Genomic DNA, 23,966 nt, shown 5'->3' with positions numbered 1-23,966 from the left:
TGAAGCGGAGAGGGGATATGAGATGCGTATATTAGTGATGGGTGCAGGGGTAATAGGCAGTTATTTGGCACATGTGCTGGTACGGGGCGGGAATGAGGTCACCATACTGGCCAGAACGAAGCGGGCGGGCCAATTGCAGAAAGACGGACTGGTCCTCCGGCATTATTTTCAGCGCAAAACGACTGTGGATCAGGTGAAGGTAATATCCGAGCTGCGGAGGGACGACGTCTATGATCTGATCTTCGTAGTGATGAAATACAATGACTTCCCGGCGGTGCTGCCAGCACTGGCGGACAACGACAGTAAGAATATTGTGCTTGTCGGCAATAACGGGGATACCCGCGGGATGCAGCAGTTCTTCAACGAGAATAGCCGGATACCCCAGAATATTGCGTTTGGCTTCCAGATTAACGGGGGGACCCGTGAGGAAGACGGGCGTGTTATCGTTGTAAGCGGTGGCGGCAAGATGGTGCTGGGCAGTCTGGAGGGTGACATTCCGTTCAAGACGGAGCTTGCGGAGGCCTTCCATCAGACGAAGTATAAGCTGGATTATTCGCAGGATATTAACGCCTGGCTCCTGAGTCACATAGTTTCAATTATCCCGGTGATGTCGGTCATTTATCTTTATGATTTTGATTTGGCAAAAGCAAGCAAAGACTCCGCCCTCTGGAAACAGGCGGTTGCCTTAATGGATGAAGGGTTCAGCGTGCTCTCTGCGCTGGGCTTACCCGTTAATCCCGCCTCCCTGGTTAACGGGGCGAAGAAGCACCCGGCACTGCTCGCCCAAGGGTTGAGATTGTTACAAAAGCTGCCCTTCATGAAGCTGATCGATGGCTCATTCAGCGAGATTGCAGCGCTCTATCAAGCCTTCGAACCTCTGATGCTTCAAGCCCGTCTGTCCACACCGGCGTGGGATGACTTCAAGCAGCAGACGATGAGGAAATATGCGCTGGAGCAGGCCTAGGATGAACGGATGAACGGAGAACAAATCGACTCCTCCAACGAACAGCTCAGGAAGCTCCGCTTAGGCGGAGTTTGCTGGGCTGTTTTTGCTCTTGCGAGTAGGTGAAGGCACAATGGATGCGGAAAACCGAATACATTGCGCTCGTGAGAGGGCAGATGACCAGATGTAATCGAAAAACCGATTACAATGTGCTCGCGAGAGGATAGATGGCTGGATGTAATCGAAAAACCGATTACATTGCGCTGGTTAGAGGGCGGATGGCCAAATGTAATCGGAAAACCGATTACAATGTGCTCGCGAGAGGACAGATGACTGGATGTAATCGAAAAACTGATTACATTGCGCTGGTGAGAGGACAGATGGGTAAGGCTGTTTTTGCCCAGGAGCCCATTCACTTTCAGCATAAAAAAATCATTAACACCATATACATAATGTTCCAATCTACTTATAAAGTATTGTAATTTAACGTGCTAAAGAGATATGCTTATTACCATGTGGATACAAATACAACCGAAGGAGTGGACCAACTATGACTATCATCGATACTATTCAAACGCGAAGAACGATTAAGGCCTTCAGGCCAGACCCGATTAACGAGGAGGAGCTGAATACTTGGCTGGAGGCTGCCAGCTATGCTCCGAACCACCGTATGAATGAGCCGTGGGAGCTGCTGTTCATTGGGCCGAAGACTCGTGCAGCGCTGAACCATAAGACTGATTTTGGCGGCGCTCCAATGCTGATTGGAGTCTTATCCAAGTCTGCCGCTACGTCAGTGGAGCGTGAAGAGAATATCATGGCCGTATCCTGCTATATCCAGAATTTCATGCTGGCCGCCCATGAGGCGGGAGCAGGTGTGTTCTGGTCCTCACTCGGCGGTACGGCCAAGGGCCGTGAGGTGCTGGCCGTTCCTGAAGAACAGGATGTTATTGGGGTGCTTGCCGTAGGTTATCCTTCGGAAGTGCCTGCTGCCAAGCAGAGAATACCAATGACTGACAAAATCACATATTTGCCCTAAATGGAAGAACGGATGCAACGACTGATGAGATGAAGGTGAACTGAATGTGGAAGCTCAGGGGCTTCATGAAGCCGTACGCCCTCTGGAGCGTGCTTGCCCCGCTGTTAATGGTAGTTGAAGTAGTGATGGACCTGCTGCAGCCTGCACTTATGGCCAGCATTGTGGATAAAGGCCTGATGAAGAATGATTTATCGCATATCCTATCAACAGGCGGAATAATGATTGGGATCGCTGTCATCGGGATGACCGGCGGTGTAGGCTGTGCGATATGTGCAAGTATTGCCTCACAGAATTTCGGCAATGATCTGCGTCTCAAGCTGTTTGAGCATATCCAGACCTTCTCGAACCGCAATCTGGACCGGATGAAGACCGGCTCGCTGATCACCCGGCTGACGAACGATGTGGTGCAGCTCCAGACCTTCGTGCAGATGATTCTGCGGAGCTTCGTGCGGTCACCGCTGCTGCTGATCGGCAGTCTGGTCATGGCGGTCCGGATCAGCCCGTCCCTGGCGATGATCCTACTGGCTGCGGTGCCGCTGCTGTTCATCCTGCTGTTTGTGCTGATCCGGCTTTCTTTTCCGTTATTTGCCCGGATGCAGGAGAAGCTGGATGGGGTGAGCAATGTGCTGCAGGAGAATCTCACCGGCATTCGTGTAATCAAAGCCTTCGTCCGTGGAGACCATGAGCAGAAGCGCTTCGATACCGCCAATAAAGGCTATACCGATACCGGAATCCGGGCGATCCGCCTGATGGCGCTGAATATGCCGCTTATGATGCTTATTCTGAATGCCAGCATTATAGCCGTGCTCTGGTTCGGGGGCCTACAGAACTGGAACGGGGCACTGCCCGTTGGTGAACTAATTGCCTTCATTAATTATGTTACTCAATTGCTCATGTCGATGATGATGATGAGCACGATGCTTGCCTTCGTATCACGGGCCAAGGTGTCGGGAGACCGCGTGAATGAAGTGTTCGCCGCCACAAGTGAAATTACCGAAGCGCCTGCGGCGGATCAAGCAGCCATTACGCTCGGACGGATTGAATTCAGCAAGGTCTCCTTCGCCTATAACCGCGGGGATGAGAATCTTGTGCTGGAGGATATCAGCTTTGCAGCCAGTCCCGGAGAGACGATCGCTATTCTGGGGGCTACCGGAGCAGGAAAGTCTACCCTGGTTAGTCTGATTCCCAGATTCTACGAGGTCTTGTCCGGTGCGGTTATGATCGACGGAACAGACATCCGTGAGATTGGCATAGAGCATCTGCGGAGCCGGATCGGGTTCGTAATGCAGCAGTCCCTGCTGTTCAGCGGCAGTATCAGGGATAATATCCGTTACGGACGGCCGGAAGCAACAGATGAAGAAGTGGAGCAGGCGGCTGTGGCCGCAGAAGCACATGGGTTCATCACAGCTATGCCGCAAGGCTACGACACGCTGCTCGGGCAGCGCGGGGTGAACCTGTCAGGCGGGCAAAAGCAGCGTCTGTCCATTGCACGCGCGCTGCTGATCAAACCGTCTATTCTGATCCTGGATGACAGCACCAGCGCTCTGGATGCGGTTACCGAAGCAAGCATCCGCCTGCTGCTGAAGACGGAGCTTCAGAATTGCACTGTCGTTATGATTGCCCAGCGGGTGTCTTCTATTATAGATGCCGACCGGATCTTGATTCTGGAGAACGGGCGGATCGCTGCGCAGGGTACACATAGCGAGCTGATGGCAGGCAGCGAGATCTACCGGGACATCCGCCATTCCCAGCTGAAGGAAGAGGAGGAGCCCTATGTCCAGTCAACGTAAAAGAGAGCAGGCTCCCGTCGGACCTGGAGCGTTAGGCGGCGGGCCTCCGGGCCGGGCTGGCGTTACACCCAAGGTACGCCCGAAGAACAGTAAGGCAACGGTCATCCGCATCTGGTCCTATCTGAACCGTCAGCGGACAGGGCTGATTATGGTCTATGTATTCACGATTCTGAATGCTGTGCTTGCCCTGATCGGTCCCTACCTGCTGGGAAAAGCCATTGATACCGCGATCCTCCCGCAGGATTACAGTCTGCTCGTCCGGTTCTGTCTCCTGCTGGGCGGCATTTATCTGCTGGGGAGCGCCGTCTCTTGGGTGCAGGCTTATGTAATGACCTCCGTCTCCCAACGCACGGTATATGAGCTGCGGCGTGATTTGTTCGCCAAATACCAGGAGCTGCCGGTCAGCTTCTTCGATACCCATGCTAACGGCGAGCTGATGAGCCGTGCAACCAATGACATCGACAACGTATCCAACTCGCTCAATCAGAGTGTAACCCAGCTGCTGAACAGTCTGATTACACTTAGCGGCTCTCTGGTCATTATGCTGATGCTGAATGTGCCGTTGACGGGAGTTGCAATGGTAACCATTCCGCTGGTCGTGCTGGCGAGCCGCCGGATTACCGGATTAAGCCGGATCTACTTCAAGGATCAGCAGCAGCATCTGGGTGAGCTGAACGGCTTCATTGAAGAAGCAGTCAGCGGCCAGAAGGTGATTAAGCAATACCGCAGAGAACAGGCGGAGGTTACCAGATTCCGCGGAATAAGCGGGGAACTTAACAAAGCGAGCATTAAGGCGCAGATTGTATCCGGCCTGGTAGGCCCGGTAATGAACCTGATTAACAATCTGAACTTTGCACTGATTGCCGGAATTGGCGGCTGGATGGCTTATCGTGAGCTGCTTACCGTGGGGGTCATCGTCAGTATGCTGAATTATGCCAAGCAGTTCGGCCGGCCCATCTCCGACCTTGCGAACCAGTATAACCTGATCCAATCGGCAATTGCCGGAGCGGAGCGCGTATTCGAAGTGATGGATATGCCCTCCGAGTACAGCGGGGAGCAGCCTCAGGAGCTGGAGCGGATACGCGGGGAAGTTATGTTCCGGGATGTAGTGTTCGGCTATAAGCCGACCGATCCTATTCTGAACGGTGTAAGCTTCACCGCACAGCCGGGTGAGACTATCGCCTTGGTCGGGCCGACCGGAGCGGGGAAGACGACCATTGTCAACCTGCTGACGCGCTTCTATGAAGTGAGCGGCGGTGAGGTGCTGATCGACGGCAGAGATATCCGGGAGTTCAATAAAAACGGGCTGCGCCGCCAGCTCGGAATGGTGCTGCAGGACGCCCATGTCTTCTCGGGAACCATTCGCGAGAATATCCGCTTCGGCCGCCTGGAGGCCACGGACCGTGAAGTGGAAGAGGCGGCCAATCTGGCCAACGTCAGCGGCTTCATTGCGCGTATGCCTCAGGGGTACGATACGCTGCTGGGTACAGAAGGGACCACCTTGAGCCACGGCCAGCGCCAGCTGTTGACCATTGCCCGCGCCATCCTGGCTGATCCGGCCATCCTCATTCTGGATGAGGCAACGAGCAGCGTGGATACCCGGACAGAGATGCATATCCAGCAGGCCATGCGGACACTGATGAAGGGCCGCACCAGCTTCGTGATTGCCCACCGGCTCAGCACCATTCAAGATGCTGACCGGATTCTGGTCATCCAGGGCGGCCAGATCGCTGAGCAAGGAAGCCACAGCCAGCTCCTAGCGCTGCAAGGGATATATTCCGAGCTGTATAACAGCCAATTCAAGCAAGCCTTTGAAGCCGGGTAAGCAAGGCGCGCCGATAAGGTACGATGATTAAATAGCAGACAGCGATCCTCCGTTTAGTAGAGAATCGCTGTTTTGCGTTTTGGATTCAGCCGATATTAAATTTGTGACCGGTCACGCTTTCGTTTTCTTCCTATGGTCATATTGGTCACAAAGTGCAACAATGCGCATAATCCAGCACCACGCTGGGGAATTCCTGCACTAATTACAACAATGTGTGTTCCTTAAGGGTTAAGTTGACGGAATTCCTGCACAGAATGCAACAATGTGTGTTCCTCAGCTGCATAACTCACCGAATTCCTGCAATAAATACAACAATGTGCATGATCTGAACTCAAACGGACGAAGTTCCTGCAAAAAGTACAACATTTATCCAGCGCGGTGTTCAGTGAGGTGTTTAATGAGGCGTTTAATGAGGCGTTCAGTGAGTTGTTTAGTGGAGCGTTTGCTGAGATACTTTACCTTTCAAATTTGTGTTCTGTGGGACCACAGCGATTGTAACAACGTTCCGTTTGCGCAGCGTCCATCCGTGCTGAGACGTATATCATACTTGAAACCAAGGGCCTTCCTGAGTAACTCAAATATGCTTTTCAAAACACACTTCGCACCCATTTATCTGCTAATTTCACCCCAGGACACATAAAGGACATAACACTCGACTATGCTGAGAGGTATAAACGGGTTGAAAGCAGGGAGTACATTGAAGAAAAAGTTACTGCTTGTCGAAGACGAGCTGCGTATCCGTGAGCTGGTGTCGGATTACTTCATACAGGACGGCTGGGAGGTGCGCGAAGCCGATAATGGGCAGGACGCGCTCTTATGGTTCGATTCGCTGGTGCCGGATCTGCTGATTCTGGATATTATGATGCCCAAAATGGACGGATTTCAGGTATGCCGGGAGATCCGCAAGAAATCGGCAACCCCGATCATTCTGCTGACCGCCAAATCCGCCGATGATGACAAAATACACGGCTTCGAGCTGGGAGCCGATGATTATGTGACCAAGCCCTTCAGTCCCAAGGTGCTGGTGGCCCGGGCTGCGGCGCTGATGAAACGGGTCGAAGGCGCACATCAGCCTGAATCCGGTGTAGTGAGATTCGGCTCGGCCATTTTCAATACTATGGCGCACCGTCTAGAGGTGGAGGGTGCCGATGTCGAGCTGACCCCGAAGGAATATGATCTTCTGTGGCTGCTGATCCGCAACAAGGGCCATGTGGTCTCTCGGGATACTATCCTCAGCCGGGTCTGGGGAATTGAATTCGAGGGGGACTCCCGGGTTGTGGACAGTCACATCAAGAAACTGCGCAGCAAGCTGGGGTATGAATCCCGTCATATCCGCACGGTCATTGGAACCGGCTACAGATTCGAGGACGAAGAATGAAGAGATGGGGAATTACCTTCAAGCTGTTCGTGATGACCGTGATCTTCTTCGTCTGCTTCTACGGGATGGTAATCCTCAGCCAGTTCCTGCTGTTCGACCGCTTCTACCAGATACAGAAGGAGTCCCGTGTGGAGAAGCATCTGAAGAGCTTCGGGACAAGCTACACCAAAGAAGCCTGGGGCAGAACCCGCACTTCCCGCGAGCTGGTCCGGTTCATGCTGCGCAACAAGACACAGATGGTCATTATGAAGCTTGACGGCCGGATGAAGTCGGAAGATCCGTTCCGCATGAAGCTGATCGATGAGAAGGGCCAGACTCAGGTGATTCCCATGTCCCTGTTCATGAATCAGTTCGGCGACATGCTGAGATCGGCCCATCTGAAGGAGAATGACCGGGTGACTATACAGGGAGAGCATGTCGTCAGCGCAAGCGAGCTCGGGCATCTGTTCTATCCGGTTAATATTACTAAACAAGGGGGAACGCCGGTAGGCGAGGAGGCGGATTCGGACAATACCAGCATTACCGGAACCATTACGGAGCTGGTCCTGCCGGATCTGAAAATATGGAACCCGCGCCAGGGCATCCTTTTCGAGGCCATAGAGGACTGGTTCCCGTTAAATCCGGGTCAGTTGGAGAGCCTGAGTAATCTGAACATGGTCAAGGAAGAGTGGACGGCTCCCTGGAGCGGTATCCGCAATTCCATAATGATTCTGCCCGTGAAGCAGGCCAGCGGGGAGATTGAGCTGTTGTTCTCGGTGACCTCGCTGCAGGATGTTAAGGATTCCAATGAAGCGCTGCGCTGGTTCTTTTTATACCTGGGACTTGGCGGGTTCGTGCTGATTCTGGTCCTGTCGCTGTTCTATTCCAAGATGGTGACCCGGCCCTTAATCAAGCTTAATAATACGGCCAAACGGATGGTAGCGCTCGATTTCACCGGTCATAACTCCATTCGCCAGAAGGATGAGCTGGGTAACCTGTCCAAAAGCATGTTCACCTTGTCCCAAAGTCTGGACACTGCACTGGGCGAGCTTCGGGAGACGAATCAGCAGCTGGTGGAGGAGATGGAGCAGAAGAAGAAGCTGGAGCAGATGCAGCAGGACTTTTTTGCCAGTGCTTCTCATGAGCTGAAGACGCCTCTTAGCATTATCAAGGGCTTCGCCGAGGGGTTGGAGGACGGGGTGAGCGCCGGCAAGCAGGATCATTACATCAAGGTCATTATCGAAGAGGCCGACAAGATGGAGTTCCTGGTAAAAGATATGCTGGACCTGGCCCGGCTGGAGTCCGGCACGATCAAGCTGCGCAAAAGCTCCTTCATGCTAAGCGAAATGACGGAGAAGGTGACCGATAAACTGGTGCATTCTCTTCAAAGTAAGCAGCTGGATGTGGTCATTATTCCGGCGAATGAATTGCCCGTGTATGCGGATGCTACATGGATTGAACAGGTGCTCAGCAATCTGCTGACCAACGCAATCCGTCATGCCGAAGAGGGCAGTACCATAACCGTTAGACTGGAGAGTCAGCCCAAGAAGCTTCTGTTCACCATACACAATAAAGGGGAGCGAATCCCCGAGGATCAACTGGCGCATATCTGGGAGCGGTTCTACCGGATCGAGGCTTCACGCAGCCGTCTGACGGGCGGGACCGGACTCGGATTATCCATTGCGAAGCAAATTTTAGATATGCATGGCTGCCGGTATGCAGTGATGAACACCACGGACGGCGTCTGTTTTAGTGTAACCTTTGGAGGCTGAGCCGCCCTAATACTAACTTGTCAGGAAAGGAGTGAACAGCATGAAATGGAGCTGGCTGCCTTCAATGTGCACACTGGGAAACCTGGGCTTCGGATCAATTTCCCTGCTATTCACGATTCAAGAACGTTATGATCTTGCTTTATTAATGATACTGCTGGCTGCGATATGCGATGTTATGGACGGATTGCTTGCCCGGATGCTGCATTGCACCAGTGATTTTGGTAAACAACTGGACTCTTTGGCGGATATTATTTCTTTTGGTATTGCTCCCGTCTTTCTTATTCTGTTATACCGGCTGGAGAACGTGCAGTGGGTCGGACCTGTGGCTGCGGTCGCATTCCTGATCTGCGGGGCGCTGCGGCTGGCCAGATTCAATATCTCGGCTCCTTCCAAGGGCTTCGTGGGCATGCCGATTACGGCAGCGGGATTGCTTCTGTCGATGACCACGCTTATAGGTGAACGACTGAAGCCGGAAATGCTCATTTTAATTATGGGACTGTTGTCTATACTGATGATAAGCAGGGTTCCGTTCCCTTCGTTCAAAAAATTCGTTAACAGGAAGTGATTGTTCATGCCATGGGTCATCGAGATGATCTCACAATACGGTTATATAGCTATATTCGCGCTGCTGGCGCTCGGGCTTGTCGGACTTCCCGTTCCCGATGAGCTGCTGACGCTGTTCGTTGGCTATCTATCCTCTACCATGGTGCTGGATTTCTCGCTTTCGGTTCTGGTCTGCTTCATAGGTTCGATTACAGGCATGCTGATCAGCTACACCATCGGTCTCAGAGTAGGGCAGCCTGTCGTGGACCGGTACGGGAAATGGGTAGGCCTGACGCCCAAAAGGTTTGCCTATGTCAAACGCTGGTTTTTCCGGTTCGGCAACTGGACGATCTTCATCGCTTATTTTGTTCCGGGCATCCGGCATGTGACCAGCTACATCTCGGGCATCAGTGCCATGTCCTTCCGAAAATATTTAGTGGTTACCCTGGCTGGTGCCTTTATCTGGTCACTCCTGTTTGTCTCCATCGGCTATCTGATCGGATCGAAGCTAACCTTTGTCTAATTAAGTAATAATCTTTTATAATCAAACAGGAACTTACAGCGGCTGAACGTTCTGTTATATACTGCAAGTAGTATTATTGCTATGAAGCTAGGAATTATAGCGATCTTAGGAGGTATGACTGTAATGCCCGAATTACAAGAGATAGTGATTGAAGAATATGTGCCAGCTAAGCATGCCGCTTCCATTGCCGAGATGTGGAACAAAAGCGCAGAGAGCTGGGGCGGAGACGGAGCGTACCGGACCGAGGAAAGCGTGCTGCGTGAACACGAGAACAGCCCGATGCTAAAGTTGTTCCTGGCGGTAAGCGGCTCAGAGGTCATCGGATATTGCAGCTTCTCCCACTATAAAGAGGATACCGGGGCGCTCTATATCGCTCTGCTCAACGTGAGACCGGATTACCATGGACGCAAGGTGGGCAAGGCGCTGGTAAGGCGTTCGATTGAAGAGACGATTAAGCTAGGCTGGCCGCGGCTGGATCTCTATACTTGGCCCGGTAATGTCAAGGCGGTGCCTACGTACAAGAAAAGCGGGTTCTTCTGGGAAAACCGGGATGATACCACTCACCTGATGAACTTCATTCCCTCTGTGCTTCAGACCGGAGCGGTGAAGTCTTATTTCGAGAAGATAGACTGGTATAACGACAGCGTCCGTGAAATCAAGGTGGAGCCTGACGGTCATGGGGAAAACGGCTTTGACTATTTTACATATGAATGGCTGAAGGATGGCCTGTCGCTGAAAATGGAATATGAGCGGACCGGCCGTGGCCTGCGCCTGATTGAGACGGAGGATTACCGGATACAGGTAACGATTCCTGCGCAGCATGAACTGCCGTTTGGAGCGGAATACCCTGTCATTTACGAAGCTGTTAATAAAAGCGGAAAGCCCCTGTCGCTCCAGATTAGCGGTAAAAGCAATGCGCAAATCCGCATGGACCTGGACGCTGCTCAGAATATCGAATCCGAGGCACGGATTGAAGGCCGTTTCTTCATCCATCCGGTGAAGGAGGAGCAGGATCTCTATCAGACCCACCCTGTGGTGGAGGCTGAACTGCTCATTAACGGCTTGCCTGCCGTATTCAAGCTGGGCATTAAGCCGAAATTCCCGGTCAAGGTCAAGCTCCAGGTACCTGACAGAACGCTTTTCGCAGGCGAAGAGGTCGAACTGGATGTAACAGTAGAGAATGAGTATAGCAAGGACACCGTGTTCAGCTTTGAGCTGCCGGAGGACGAGATTCTGTCGTTCAGTCAAAAGCGTTACACCGTAGAGGTTCCGGCAAAGAGCCGGAGAACCGTCACCGCAGCGGCCCAGCTGCTCGGGTACGGCATTTGGCACCATACGGTGAGCATCCGCAGTGTAGAAGAAGGAGCCGATTCAGCTATACTGGAACAGGAGCTGAGCCTGGTCTTCTCCGGAGCAGAGACGGCCTTCGGCGGTCCGACCGACAAGGACTGGATCATCAGCAATGGCCGCTATTCGGCCGTACTCAACAAAACAAATCATTGGCTTACTTTTTTCCAGAACCGTAAATATCTGATGAACCTGCCTTATCCTAAGCTTGGATTACCTTATACGAATGAATTCAACAAATTCTCGGCGCTGGATGTGAAGATCTTCAGAGATCAAGAGGCCATCGTGCTCGAAGCCACTTATGAGGCCGGCATCCGGGAAGGCTTGCTGCTGACGATGGTTGTGAAGCTGTTCAGCAACGGGATGGTCTCCCGTTATTTCAGAATCGACAACCCGCAGGCTACTGGTCAGGAGGAAGAGCTGTTCCTGAAGGACTGCTTCCGCTTCAACCTGCATGGCGGCGTCATCCCTTACCGCGGCAAATATATAGATCTGAGTGCAGGGCCTGAAGCCTCCGGCATGGATTACTGGGAAGCGCAGGAATTCACGGAGAACTGGATGTTCGCTGCGGATGAAGGCTTCTCCAGAGGGATTAGCTGGCCGGCAGAGCTTAAGCTGATCCAGGAGTCGTGGATGCATGCTGTGGAGCATTCCCTGGGACGAATTCCCGCTGGCGGGCATAAGGAGACGCCGCCGCTGAGGATCGCTCTGGGCACCTGGGACCATTGGCAGGATTTCCGTGCCTATGCGCTGCAAAGCGGTAACAGCAATGCTGAGGAACTGACCACTACAGAGCAGTTGGAGCTGAATCTGAATAACGGAAATCCGTTCATAAGCGGAGAGGCTAAGCTTCTCCTTCAGGAGCAGAAGAAGAGCTATCTGGCGGGTGAGATTCGGGTCTCTTCCGAAGCAGGCAGTGTGGAGGAAGCCCGGCTAACAGTGCAAGAGGAAGAGAAGCTCAGAGAAGCAGCTCTGCCGCTGACAGTACCATCGGGCGCTGTCCCGGATGTGCTGACCCTGCATCTGGATATGGACAGTTATGTTCAGGATCAATCCTTCTTGGTCTTGCCTGTCGCGGATGAACGTGTCCGGCAGGAGAGACTCACAGCAGAAGGGGCACAGGTACTGGCTGTGGACAACGGCATTCTGCGGATACAGGCCAGCCCTGACTTCGCGCCGGGATTGTTCTCGCTTGCCTATCAGGGCGAGGAATGGCTGGAATCTTCTTTTCCGCAGCCGGTTGCGAGATCCTGGTGGAATCCTTGGGTGGGCGGTATCGTAACCAGTGTAGGCGACATTGCCTTGCGCAGCTTCATGGAGGAGCCGTTAACGGCTGATTTCGCCGAATTAACCGATAATAAGGGGAACCGCTGGTCGGGGATACGGATGAGCGTAACCATTCAGAAGAATGATAAATATAAAGGACTCGTACTGCATCAGTATTTCATGCTGCTGCCGGGCGTTCCAGTTCTTGTCTCTACGGTACATGTGGAGCAGAATACAGGCGGGCCGCTATGCCCACTTACGCTTGAGACTTCAACTTTCTATACTGCCGCTTCCGATATGAAGGATGGAAGAGCGTATCTTAAGAACAGCAGAGGTCAAGAGCTCACCTACAAATCAGGCCGTGGACAGGCAGAGGATGCGAGCCATAACGGGATTCTGCAAGCGGGTTCCATGGAACGCCAGCAGCGTCTGTCATTAGTTACATCATTTAAGCATCCGTCACCTTCCCTGTTAGTCAATTCCGTCGCTTTGACGTCTTATGCGGAGGAGTACCTGCATCTGCAGGATGGCAAGGAGCAGTTCACCAAGCCGCAATTCTATCTGATCTCGGATCTCCAGGTACCTGAGCAGGCCTATGGCGATCTGCTGTCGATCCGGTTCAAGAAGTGAGTTAGAGAAAGGAAGCTTCTATGAAAATCATTGACGCACATGTGCATTATTCCAATATTGCAGCCTTCCACGAAACGGCGCAGACCTTGGCGCATATCGATTATACCGGCAAGGGACTCCTGGAGGAGTTCCGCCGCAGCGGTGTCATTGCCGGAGTCGGCATGGGAGTGACCGAGACGGTTGCCGGAGCTTTTCCCGATTCCGCTGCGCTCAATCCTATGCTGCTTGACTTGAGCGAGACGCTGCCGGACAATCTCTTCACCAGCGTGGGTATTAACCCGCTTACCCTTCATCTGGAGGGGCAGCTAGAAGCCCTGGAGCAATCGCTGCAACGCTCCGATGTCGTTGGCATTAAGCTGTATGCCGGGTACTACCACTTCAATGTGGGGGATGAGATTTATGATCCGGTCTACAAGCTGGCTGCCGCTTACAGCCTACCTGTGGTCATTCATGGCGGACTGACATACGCGGATCAGGGGCTGCTGAAGTATTCGCACCCGCTGTCCATGGAGGAGACCTTCCTGAAGCACCGGGAGATAACCTTCATGCTCTGCCACCTGGGCGATCCCTGGGTCATGGACACGGCAGCCCTGCTGGAGAAGAACCCTAACCTCTACACGGATCTGTCTGGCTGGATTGTCGGCGATCAGGCCAAGGTGGACCGGCTGCTGACTGAGCAGACCTATACCGATCATTTCCGCCGGGCGCTGGTGTTCGCCGAGAAATACGACCGTCTGGTCTTCGGCACCGACTGGCCGCTGGTCCCGCTCGACGCTTATATTACCTTCGTGAAGCACCTGGTACCGGAAGCCTATCATGAGGATGTATTTTATAACAACGCACTCCGCGTGTTCCCTAAGCTTGCGGAGCGGATCAGAGAACTGAATTTGTAAGGCTTGTAAGCTTCCCCCGGAATGGTGTTCCGGGGGTTTTTGGTTTGTTGCGCGGGGCAGCGGGGCAGGCTACTACTTCTGACGAATGACCTGTGGTAAGCTGAGTGTAGTGCTGCAACAGTTTTACAAGTGTTAGAATGAACTTTAGGGTGTTAAAGTCTGAGTATGAACATCGAGCTGATATTGGGCTGATATTGGGCTGATACTGGGTTGATCCTGCACCCTTTACCGTCTTCTACTCTTAAATTCAACTAGCTGATTGTATTTCCTGCAATAGAAAAGGCATAGCTGACCGTATAATGAGAGTCTATTGTATTTCATACAGTGGAATGTTGTGTTTGGGTTGAAAAATAGCCTTTTTTCAACATTCAATTGTACGGAATACACTAGATGCTATTTCGAAGCCTTTTTTACAGCTTTCTGTTGTATAAAATGCAGTTGCTATCGTTCCAGCGCCTTCAGTATCCGAATGAATGCTGCGGGAATGCGACGCTGGCTCGTAAAGGTCCGGTAATGGTTTAATTACAGAGGGAGGGGTATTATGCCATACATACAGGTAGATGATCTTGAAATGTTCTATGAACAGATGGGCACCGGAGAACCGGTGATCTTCCTGCACAGTCATTATTCCCGCAGCATGCTGGCCTTCAGCAGCCAGGTTCTGGACTTCCAGAACCAATACAGATGTTACTTCCCGGATCTGAGAGGGCATGGCAGGACCCGCTGCCGGGATCTGGACTGGTCTACTCCGCGAATAGCTGAGGATGTCGCCGGATTCATGGATCGAATGAACATTGAACGAGCACACCTTATTGGATATAGTATGGGAGCGGGCGTAGGGCTGTACCTGGCGGTGTACCATCCGGGACGGGTCGCTTCGCTGACTACGATTGGAACCAGCGGATTCTGTGAACCGGCTGGAGCGGGGGAGTACGAGCCTGAACAGCTGCTCGCGAATCAGCAGCAAGCCTTCATTGATCAGATGATCGAGAGGCATCAGGAGTCCCATCAGGGGAATTGGCAACACTATCTGCGGCAAACGGTGCAGGACTGGATCAGGTACCCGGATCTCACGGAGGAGCAGTTAAGCAGTATAAGTTGCCCGGCACTGCTCATTACCGGTGAGCATGACCCGTTCGCAGGCCAGGACAGAACGGCGAAGCTCGCTTCCCTCCTTACGGATGCAAGGACGCTAATCGTTCAGGGCGCGGGTCACCGCCCGCATATGCTAAGGGAACAGCCCATCCTGGTGAACGATACGATTCTCGAATTCCTTGCACAGAAGCGTATCCACTAACACAAGGGGAAATCCACATCCAGAAAGGACATACAGATGAAGAAAGTCATCGTGATCGGAGCAGGTATTCTCGGAGCCTCGGCAGCCTACCAGCTGGCAGGGATGGGGGCAGAGGTGCTGATTGTAGACCGTCAAGACAATGGACAAGCTACGGATGCAGCGGCAGGCATTATCTGTCCCTGGCTGTCGCAGCGGCGCAATCAGGCGTGGTACCGGCTTGCCAAGGCGGGGGCGCGGTTCTATCCTGAGCTGATTAGCCAGCTTATGGAAGGCGGCGAAGCGCATACCGGTTATGCCCGGGTAGGAGCGCTTAGTATACATACGGATGAGAGTAAGCTCGACAAAATAGAAGAGCGGGCACGGATGCGGCTGGCAGATGCCCCGGAGATCGGAGTCATTACGCGGCTTAGCGCACAGGAGACCCGTGAACGGTTCCCGCTGCTGGCGGAAGGATACGCCTCGGTTCATATCAGCGGGGCTGCCCGAGTGGATGGCCGCGCCTTGCGGGACGCTCTGCTTCATTCTGCACAGCAGCAAGGTGCGGTCATGGTTACCGGTGACGCTGCGCTTGCCTTTGAACCGGGCCGGGTAACCGGAGTCAACGCAGGGGGGCACTTTTATCCGGCGGATGAAGTGATTATCTGTGCAGGCGCATGGGCGAACCCGCTGCTCCGGCCGCTGGGCATTGACTTTATGGTAAGCTACCAGAAGGGGCAAATCATGCATTTGCAGGTATCTGACCACAAGGATACGGAAGTCTGGCCGGTGGTGATCCCGCCAAGCGATCAATATCTGCTCGCTTTTGCCCGCCAGCAGATGGTTATCGGAGCTACTCATGAGAATGACGTAGAAGGATATAATACCAGAGTGACCGCCGGCGGGATGCAGGAGATTCTGACTAAGGGGCTGGAAGTTGCGCCTGGACTTGCGGATGGTACCTATAATGAAGTGAGGGTCGGCTTCCGGCCGTTCACTCCCGGATTCCTGCCGGTCATAGGGGCTGTTCCCGGATGGAGCGGGGTCCTCGCGGCCAATGGTCTGGGAGCTTCCGGACTTACGATGGGGCCGTATATCGGTTATCAGCTGGCGAAGTTGGCACTCGGCAGAGAGCCTGATCTGGAGCTGGACGATTATACTCTCCAGAGAGCTATAACGGGCGGATGATTACGAATACATTTCCTTCATTGGAACATTATGATTCAATTCGGCTGACCGGATGAATTTTTGTTTGACAGAAGTGAAGGTCTGATCCATAATACAATCCATACTAAACATATATGATTTATAGGAAGGGTGGATCACACGTGATAAATTTAAAAGCTTCTATGAGAAAAACAGCAGGGCTGGGCACACTTGCGGTATTGTTCGTATCGCTGCTTGCCGGCTGCTCCGGGTCTGCTAATCCTGCGGATTCCAGTAATGGAACTAAGGCCAGTACGGCTCCAGCGGCAACGGAAAGTGCAAGCACAGCAGAGCCTGCAACTGGAGGCACCTTCGTGTATGGCCGCCCGGCTTCCGTAACCTCATTTGATCTGCATAACCAGATTACATCGAATAACGCATTTGCGATTGATAAAGTGTTTGAGTCGCTGGTTGCTTTTGACAGCAAAGGTGAGATTACGGATCAGCTCGCAGCCTCGCATACGATTAGCGAAGACGGCTTAACGTATACATTCGTACTCCGTGACGGTTTGAAGTTCTCGAACGGTACGCCGGTAACCGCAGAGGATGCGGTATTCTCTCTCCAGCGGCATCTGAAGGTTGGCGGTCCCCTGGCCATCTCGGCCAAGGTGGATACGGTGAAGGCACAGGATGAGAAGACACTCGTAATCACGTTAAAAGAACCCTACACCCCGTTCATCTCGGAGCTGTCGAACTTCTCGAACGGGATACTCCCGAATAACTTCGGCGGCGTAACCGAAGAGGAATTCTTCAAGAAGCCGGTAGGCACCGGGCCGTTCGTGATCGAGACATGGGACCCGGCAGGTGATGTTACCTTCACCAAGAATACTAACTACTGGAAGGAAGGCCAGCCTTATATCGACAAGCTTGTCTATAAGCTGATCCAGGACGACAGCCAGGCGATCAACCAGCTTAAAGCTGGAGCGGTGAATGCAGTTGAAGCCCTGTCATTACAGAATGCGGGTGAAATCAAGGACGGTGCAGACACTACAGTAGTGACGAACGGCAGCTGGGTGACAGAACAGCTATTCTTCAACACACTGGATAAGCACTTCTCCGATGTACATGTCCGCCGGGCACTGGCCCTGGCGCTTGACCGTGACGGACTCACCAAGGCCCTGACCTTCGGCTATGCGCAGACGGCGACTTCCCTGTTGCCGACAACGATTCCTTACAATGCCAATGATAAGATCAAGGCGCTGAGCTTCGATCCGGCGGCTGCCAAGGCAGAGCTGGCCAAATCGGCCTTCCCAGACGGCTTCTCCACCAAGCTGCTGGTTGCTTCCGGCAACAGTACCCGGGCCCAGGAAGCCCAGATTATCCAGGCTGCCGGCCAGGCGATCGGGATCAAGATTGAGATTGAATCAGTGGAGCTGGCTACCTTCCGCGAACGCTTCTTCGCTTATGATTTCGCGGCGATGCTGAACAGCGGTCAGGCGGATTCCCCGGAAGCGAACTCGATTCTGGCGTTCCAGACCGACCCGGAAGGCTTCAGCAAATCGTACTGGACGCATTACACGAATGAGAAGGTAACCAAGCTGCTATATGAAGGCCAGAAGACAGCTGACGGTGAAGGACGGGCTACCATCTACACGGAGCTTTTACAGACGCTGGCAGATGAAGTTCCTTACATTCCGCTGTACTATCCGGATATCCTGATCGGCGCCCGTTCTTCTGTTGACGGACTTGTGGTTCTGCCTAACGGCAGCGTCCGTCTGGAAGATGTCCGGCTAACTAAATGATGAAATCCAAGCTGACCCTGAGCGGTGCAGCTGAAAACAACGGTTCTTACAAGTGGCTGGCCCTAGCCCTTGTAAGAGCCTTACTTGTTATCCTCTGCGTGATGACGGCGGTCTTTTTCCTGATCCGAATGGTACCCGGCGATCCCGCCAAAATGATTCTCGGTGAATACAGCACACCTGAAGCGCTTAAGAATATGCACCACACACTGGGACTTGATCTCTCCTTATGGGAGCAGTTCACCCGGTTCGTGAAGCTGCTGTTCACTCAGGGAGATACCGGAAACTCTATTATTGCCGGCACCTCGTCCAGAGAGCTGATTGCAGAGCGTGCTCCGGTCACACTACTGCTGATTGTAATCGCCTCGGGCCTTGCGATAATTACAGCACTACTGCTGGCAACGGTTGCTGCCACCCACAAGGACAAGCTGCTAGACCATCTGATCCGCATTATTCCAGCGGTCACCCTCGGGATGCCGGTCTTCTGGGTGGGGATTCTGTTCATTCTGTTCTTCAGCGTGCGGCTGGGCTGGTTCCCCGTAGGGGGAATCGGCGAGGGCTGGTCGGGTACGCTCCATAGTCTGGTACTTCCGGCAATCACGATTGCTTTTTCGCAGATTCCTACGCTGGTCCGCTCGCTGCGTGCGCAAATGCTGGAGGTGCTGGAATCCGAATTCGTTGTCACTCTCCGGGCAGCAGGAATCCCGTCCAGAGTCATCCTGTTCAAGCATGTGCTGCGCAATTCGGCGCTGCCGACGCTGATGCTGCTTGGAGTGAATGTGTCCTACCTGATCGGAGGAACGCTCGTTGTGGAGCAGGTCTTCGGCATCAAGGGCATAGGCAGCCTGCTGTTCACCTCTATCTCGAACAGGGATTTCCCGGTGATTCAGGGGATTGCGCTCTATTGTGCGCTGGCTGTTGTAATCATCAGTCTGCTGATTGAAATTATCTCCGGGGGGCTTGATCCCAGAACGAAGGGGAAATCATGAATACTACACAGATAGACACAACCTTACCGGACCTCGGGAAGCCCGCAAGCGGACTCCGAAGAGTACTTAACACCCCGTCACTGCTGATCGGGATCATTATGTTCGCAATACTTATACTGCTCGCCATATTCATCCCTTACTTAAGTCCCTATAACCCGACAGAGCAGAATCTGAGCGCCTTCCTGCAGCCGCCTTCCGCAGCCCACTGGCTCGGTACCGACCAGCTTGGCCGTGATTTGTTCACCAGACTGATCTATGCCGCCCGGACGGATCTGACGATCATGGTGCTGGCTGAGATTATTCCGTTCTGCACGGGCGTCATGCTGGGCATGATCTCGGGGTACTATGGCAAATGGACCGATAGAATTATATCGCTGATCACGGACACTTTTATTGCCTTTCCGTTCTATCTGATCGTTATCATCGTGGCCTTCGCCAGCGGGGCAGGGGAGCGCGGAATCTATATTACCTTCATTCTGGTAGGCTGGATTGTATTCGCCCGTGTGGTCAGAGGACTGAGTGCTTCCTTCCGGAAGCAGGAATGGATCGCCTCGGCGCAGACACTTGGTCTGCCTGGATACCGTATCCTTCTGCGCCATCTTCTGCCGAATGTATTGCCGCAAGCCGTTGTCGTGCTGATGACGGATATGATCGGACTCTTGGTAGCCATTGTTACGCTGGGTTATCTGGGCATCGGAATTGCCCCGCCTACGCCGGATTGGGGAACGATGATCGCAGACGGACAACCCTTCATTACCACAGCCTGGTGGCTGTCGGCGGTTCCCGGCTTCGCAGTCGTGTATACGGGAATTGCGTTGTCTCTTCTGGGAGACGGACTGGCCGATATCTGGAGGAGAAAAGGATGACAACACAATCTGTACTTGAACTCGAAGAACTGACACTCACGGCCCCGTCCACAGAAATTCTGGTCAACAGTGTCAGCTTCTCCCTTGAACACGGCGAAAGCCTGGGACTAGTGGGCGAATCCGGCTCAGGAAAATCGCTGACGTTGCGGGCCATTCTCGGCCTGCTTCCACGTGGTGTGGAGCAGACCGGGGGAGCGGTCCGCAGCAAGGTAAGCAGTGCAATGGTGTTCCAGGACCCCAGAGGAGCGCTGGACCCGCTCTGCCCGGTAGTGAAGCAACTGACCGAGGTTGTATATTACAGACAGAGAACCAGCCATAAGGCTGCGCGGCGCATCGCCCTGGAACTGCTTGAGCGGCTCGGTCTCCCAGATTCGCTGAAGACAAAAGACCGCTATCCGGGGCAGCTCTCCGGCGGCCAGTGCCAGCGTATCGTCATTGCTCTGGCGCTGGCCTGCAAGCCGGGCATTCTACTCTGTGATGAGCCGACCACCGCGCTGGATGTGACGGTTCAGCGCCAGATTATAGATACGATTACGAGTCTACAGCTAGAGCTGGGCTTCGCTATGGTCTTTGTGACCCACAACCTGGCAATCGCAGCCAATCTCTGCTCCAGACTGGTTGTGATGAAGCAGGGCCGGATCATTGAGCAAGGCGAGACGCATAGCCTGCTGCGGCATCCGGCTGAGGCGTACACACAGATGTTAATGGATTCGGTGCTCCCTCTGCCGGAGCTGGAAGGAGGCGGGGCCCTATGGAAGTAGCATTACAGGTACAGGATGTAACCGTCCGTTATGGCGGGTTCACCGCCCTCGATCAGATCCGGCTGGAGCTTGCGCGGCATACCACCCTGGGGCTTGTCGGTGAGTCCGGCTCCGGGAAGTCTACGCTGGCCCGGGTCATTGCCGGACTGATCACCCCGGATGAAGGACAGCTTCTGCTGGGTGCGGAGCTGTTAGGCAAGAAGCGGAGCAAGCCGCAGCATAAGCAGATTCAGATGATCTTCCAGAACCCGGATTCTTCGCTGAATCCCCGGCATACCGTCCGGGAGATTCTGGCTGAAGCCTTGCTGTTCCACGGGATTGTAGAGCGTTCGCAGGTTGAGCGCAGTAGTAAGGAGCTGCTTAGCCGGGTGCAGCTCGATTCCAAGTCACTGGACAGATATCCACATGAATTCTCAGGTGGACAACGCCAGCGGATCGCTATTGCCCGCGCGCTTAGCGTGGAGCCTAGCCTGCTGATCGCCGATGAGCCTACAAGCGCACTGGATGTCTCGGTGCAGCGCAGCGTGCTTGAGCTATTCCATACGCTGCAAGCCGAGCTTAATCTTACGATGCTGTTCATCTCCCATGATCTGGGAGTCATTCATGCCGTCAGCGATACCGTCGCTGTCATGCGTCAGGGGCAGCTGGTCGAAGTGAACGCCAAGGATGAATTCTTCGTCCGGCCCCAGCATGAATACAGCCGTGAGCTACTGTCTGCGGTACCCAAGATGCCGCAATATTGAACATTCAACACATCAGGAGGATTATATGAACCGTCAAACAACAGGATTCGTACCATTGACGCTATCTGAACTGGACACATTAACACAGCAGCTGTCCCGGCTATTAGGGACACAGCATCCTCCGGTAATCATTCCGGGGGAGGCGATTCTAGGCATTGAGGCGGTAGCAGCAGGAATTGCAGCACCGGGACGTACGATTCTGAACGTAGTAACCGGACCTTACGGCAGCTTGTTCGGAGAGTGGCTTACGCGCGGCGGAGCTACAGTGGCGGAAGTGAAGGTTCCCTTTGACCAGGTGGTTACGGTAGAGGAGGTTGCCGCAGCGATTGAGCTGCACCAGCCGGTTGCGATTTCTTTGGTGCAGGCAGAGGTGGTTACAGGCGGCTCGAACCCTGCGGAAGAGATCTTCAAGCTGGCTCGCAGTCATGACCTGATTACGATAACGGATTCCGTGTCTGCTGTCGGAGGAGAAGCGCTGTCTGTGGATGAGTGGGCAGTGGATTTCGCTGTAATGGGTGCGCAAAAAGCGCTCGCCGGTCCTAACGGAATCAGCGCGGTCAGTATTTCTCCACGCGGCTGGGCCTTCCTGGAGTCGAACGAACGGGCTCCGCGCAATTCCATTCTGTCCTTGCTGGATCTGCAGCCGTCACAGGATGGCGCAGCGCCGCTCCGCGTCCCGCCGAATATTCCGGTCCTGGAAGCCAGAGCCCTGATCGAAGCCCTGGAGGCTGTTGCCGAAGAGGGGCTGTCACAAGTGATTCAACGGCATGAACGCGCAGCGGCCTCTGCTGTCGCCGGGATCGCGGAGCTTGGGCTTACCCCTTGGCAGAAGGACAGCAGACATTATTCCACGCTGACTACGACTGTCCGGATTGACGAGCAGCCGCTTCTGCTGATCAAGCAGCCTATCGGTATCGTAGCTCCAGGGGACGGGGAGTTATTCGGTCAACTGCTGCGGATGAACCATTTCGGAAGTAATGCCAGCCGCGAGAGTGTGGAAGCAGCGGTACAGACGCTGGCCAGACTGCTGAAGCTGGATGCTGAACCGGCAGTTCAAGCCGTCCGCCAAGTCTGGGGGGAAGCGGAATGATCCTCAAACAGCCGCAATTTCAGGCATACAATGGAATCCATATTGCAGGTATAGAGGGGAAACGCTTCGATATCGAGATTACGAACGGGCGGTTCACCGCCGTGGCAGAAGCGGGTCCACAGCCGGAACAGGCAGACGGCTCCCGGCAGCAGCAGCTATGGATCAGTCCGGGCATTCTGGATCTGCACACCCATCTGGCCTGGACTGACTTCGACCATGAGGATCAGCTCCGCCGGGACCCCCGCGAGATTGAGGTGATGCAGGCGGAGGCCTTCGCCGCTACCTTGCGGACGGGGGTAACTACAGCCCGCGATGCGGGCGGTATTCTGCCTGCCACGATCCGGCATCTCGTGAAGTATTACCAGCAGCCGCTGCGGGTGGAGACCAGCAGTGAAATGCTGGGAGCTGCCGATGCCAAGGGGATCAAGCATCTGGAGAACCGCCTGACGGAGATCTACGCGACCGGGGCAGGCTGGGTCAAAATCATGGCAACCGGAGGTCTTGGAGCACCGACCGAGAAGGTTACAGAGCCGAACTTCTCCGGGGAGGAATTTGCCTTCATCGTCCGTCATGCCCATGCGAACAGCAAGAAGGTATTGGTGCATACCTGGGGCGGGGTGACGATTGACTGGTCGATCCAGGCAGGTGTGGAATCTATTGAGCACGGGATGTTCATGACCTGGGATCAGGCCGGAAGACTGGCCGAATCCGGCGTGGCTTACGTGCCGACCACTTCCATCTACCGGATCGCTGCCGATCCGAAGGGAGTGCTGGCGCTGCCGCCAGTCATCTGTGATCGAGCAGCCCGGGCGGCCGATGCGCACGCCATCGCGCTCGGATATGCCAGAGAGGCAGGGGTGCGGCTGGGCTTCGGCACCGATTACGCCACGCCTGCGTTGCATGGCTACAACCTGCAGGAATTCGACACCCTGCTGGACTATGGCCTGAGCCGTGCGGAAGCATGGCGGTCGGCTACAGAAGACGCGGCCGGGATTCTCGGAAGCGGCCATGAGCTGGGCCGGATTGCGGAAGGCTATATTGCCGATGCGGTCATCTACGCCGCCGATCCGTATCAGGCCAAGAATGCAGATCAACTGCGCACAAGCATTGTTACGGTCATTACCGGCGCGCAGGAAGAGGATTTGCTGTAACAAATGTGTGAAGAGGCTGTCCTTTCTGATGAAGGACAGCCTCTTTGCGGTCTGATGGCCCGAAGCCTACGTAGACGGATGTGCCAATGTAATCGAAAAACTGATCACATTGGGGCGATACGTAGGCATGTGACCAAATGTAATCGAAAAACCGATCACATTCCGCCCCGCAGAGCAGCCCCCCCGCTTTGCACTCGCCAACGTATTCAATTCAAATTGTAAC

General features: G+C 54.0%; 19 protein-coding genes. All 19 read left to right on the top strand.

The window, feature by feature from the left end:
- Positions 1-22: 22 nt before the first annotated feature.
- Complete coding sequence (locus C162_RS09755; protein ID WP_036693925.1) at positions 23-964, top strand: ketopantoate reductase family protein; 942 nt, start codon at positions 23-25, stop codon at positions 962-964.
- A gap of 529 nt (positions 965-1,493) precedes the next feature.
- Positions 1,494-1,979, top strand: coding sequence for a nitroreductase family protein (locus tag C162_RS09745; protein ID WP_036693921.1), 486 nt, complete (start codon positions 1,494-1,496; stop codon positions 1,977-1,979).
- Positions 1,980-2,023: 44 nt separating this feature from the next.
- On the top strand, positions 2,024-3,769 hold the full coding sequence (locus C162_RS09740; protein ID WP_036693920.1) for an ABC transporter ATP-binding protein: 1,746 nt from the start codon (positions 2,024-2,026) through the stop codon (positions 3,767-3,769).
- Complete coding sequence (locus tag C162_RS09735) at positions 3,753-5,594, top strand: ABC transporter ATP-binding protein (RefSeq protein WP_036693918.1); 1,842 nt, start codon at positions 3,753-3,755, stop codon at positions 5,592-5,594. The genes C162_RS09740 and C162_RS09735 overlap by 17 nt, the downstream gene beginning before the upstream one ends.
- A gap of 697 nt (positions 5,595-6,291) precedes the next feature.
- Positions 6,292-6,972, top strand: a complete 681-nt coding sequence (locus C162_RS09730; RefSeq protein WP_036693916.1) for a response regulator transcription factor — start codon at positions 6,292-6,294, stop codon at positions 6,970-6,972.
- Positions 6,969-8,723, top strand: a complete 1,755-nt coding sequence (locus tag C162_RS09725; protein WP_036693915.1) for a sensor histidine kinase — start codon at positions 6,969-6,971, stop codon at positions 8,721-8,723. The genes C162_RS09730 and C162_RS09725 overlap by 4 nt, the downstream gene beginning before the upstream one ends.
- Positions 8,724-8,763: 40 nt before the next feature.
- Positions 8,764-9,288 carry a CDP-diacylglycerol--serine O-phosphatidyltransferase gene (pssA, locus tag C162_RS09720; RefSeq protein WP_036693913.1) on the top strand — a complete coding sequence of 175 codons (525 nt, stop codon included), beginning with the start codon at positions 8,764-8,766 and terminating at the stop codon, positions 9,286-9,288.
- Positions 9,289-9,294: 6 nt separating this feature from the next.
- A complete protein-coding gene (locus tag C162_RS09715) occupies positions 9,295-9,789 on the top strand; it encodes a DedA family protein (protein ID WP_036693911.1) in 495 nt (164 codons plus the stop codon).
- 123 nt (positions 9,790-9,912) lie between these two features.
- Positions 9,913-13,032 (top strand): GNAT family N-acetyltransferase, encoded by a 3,120-nt coding sequence (locus tag C162_RS09710; RefSeq protein WP_051493357.1) that lies wholly within the window; start codon positions 9,913-9,915, stop codon positions 13,030-13,032.
- 20 nt (positions 13,033-13,052) lie between these two features.
- On the top strand, positions 13,053-13,925 hold the full coding sequence (locus tag C162_RS09705; protein WP_036693907.1) for an amidohydrolase family protein: 873 nt from the start codon (positions 13,053-13,055) through the stop codon (positions 13,923-13,925).
- A 541-nt stretch (positions 13,926-14,466) separates the two neighbouring features.
- Complete coding sequence (locus C162_RS09700; RefSeq protein WP_084648874.1) at positions 14,467-15,222, top strand: alpha/beta fold hydrolase; 756 nt, start codon at positions 14,467-14,469, stop codon at positions 15,220-15,222.
- A 36-nt stretch (positions 15,223-15,258) separates the two neighbouring features.
- Positions 15,259-16,386 carry an NAD(P)/FAD-dependent oxidoreductase gene (locus C162_RS09695; RefSeq protein WP_036693905.1) on the top strand — a complete coding sequence of 376 codons (1,128 nt, stop codon included), beginning with the start codon at positions 15,259-15,261 and terminating at the stop codon, positions 16,384-16,386.
- A 140-nt stretch (positions 16,387-16,526) separates the two neighbouring features.
- A complete protein-coding gene (locus C162_RS09690) occupies positions 16,527-18,146 on the top strand; it encodes an ABC transporter substrate-binding protein (protein WP_036693903.1) in 1,620 nt (539 codons plus the stop codon).
- Positions 18,143-19,132 (top strand): ABC transporter permease, encoded by a 990-nt coding sequence (locus C162_RS09685; RefSeq protein ID WP_063829004.1) that lies wholly within the window; start codon positions 18,143-18,145, stop codon positions 19,130-19,132. The genes C162_RS09690 and C162_RS09685 overlap by 4 nt, the downstream gene beginning before the upstream one ends.
- Entirely contained in the window at positions 19,129-19,998 is an 870-nt protein-coding gene (locus tag C162_RS09680; RefSeq protein ID WP_156949596.1) for an ABC transporter permease, read from the top strand. The genes C162_RS09685 and C162_RS09680 overlap by 4 nt, the downstream gene beginning before the upstream one ends.
- On the top strand, positions 19,995-20,759 hold the full coding sequence (locus tag C162_RS09675; protein ID WP_036693902.1) for an ABC transporter ATP-binding protein: 765 nt from the start codon (positions 19,995-19,997) through the stop codon (positions 20,757-20,759). Before C162_RS09680 ends, C162_RS09675 begins: the two co-directional genes overlap by 4 nt.
- The gene (locus tag C162_RS09670) at positions 20,750-21,502 is read left to right on the top strand and encodes an ABC transporter ATP-binding protein (protein ID WP_036693900.1); all 753 of its coding nucleotides are present in this window, start codon (positions 20,750-20,752) and stop codon (positions 21,500-21,502) included. Before C162_RS09675 ends, C162_RS09670 begins: the two co-directional genes overlap by 10 nt.
- Before the next feature lie 25 nt (positions 21,503-21,527).
- Positions 21,528-22,592 carry a pyridoxal-phosphate-dependent aminotransferase family protein gene (locus tag C162_RS09665; RefSeq protein WP_036693899.1) on the top strand — a complete coding sequence of 355 codons (1,065 nt, stop codon included), beginning with the start codon at positions 21,528-21,530 and terminating at the stop codon, positions 22,590-22,592.
- Entirely contained in the window at positions 22,589-23,743 is a 1,155-nt protein-coding gene (locus tag C162_RS09660) for an amidohydrolase family protein (RefSeq protein ID WP_036693898.1), read from the top strand. The genes C162_RS09665 and C162_RS09660 overlap by 4 nt, the downstream gene beginning before the upstream one ends.
- The last annotated feature ends 223 nt before the right edge of the window (positions 23,744-23,966 follow it).

This window comes from Paenibacillus sp. FSL R7-269 (genome assembly GCF_000517865.1).
Classification (GTDB): Bacteria; Bacillota; Bacilli; order Paenibacillales; family Paenibacillaceae; genus Paenibacillus_AQ.
Note: the sequence above shows the minus strand (reverse complement) of the source record. Positions and strands in the feature narration are given on the sequence as shown.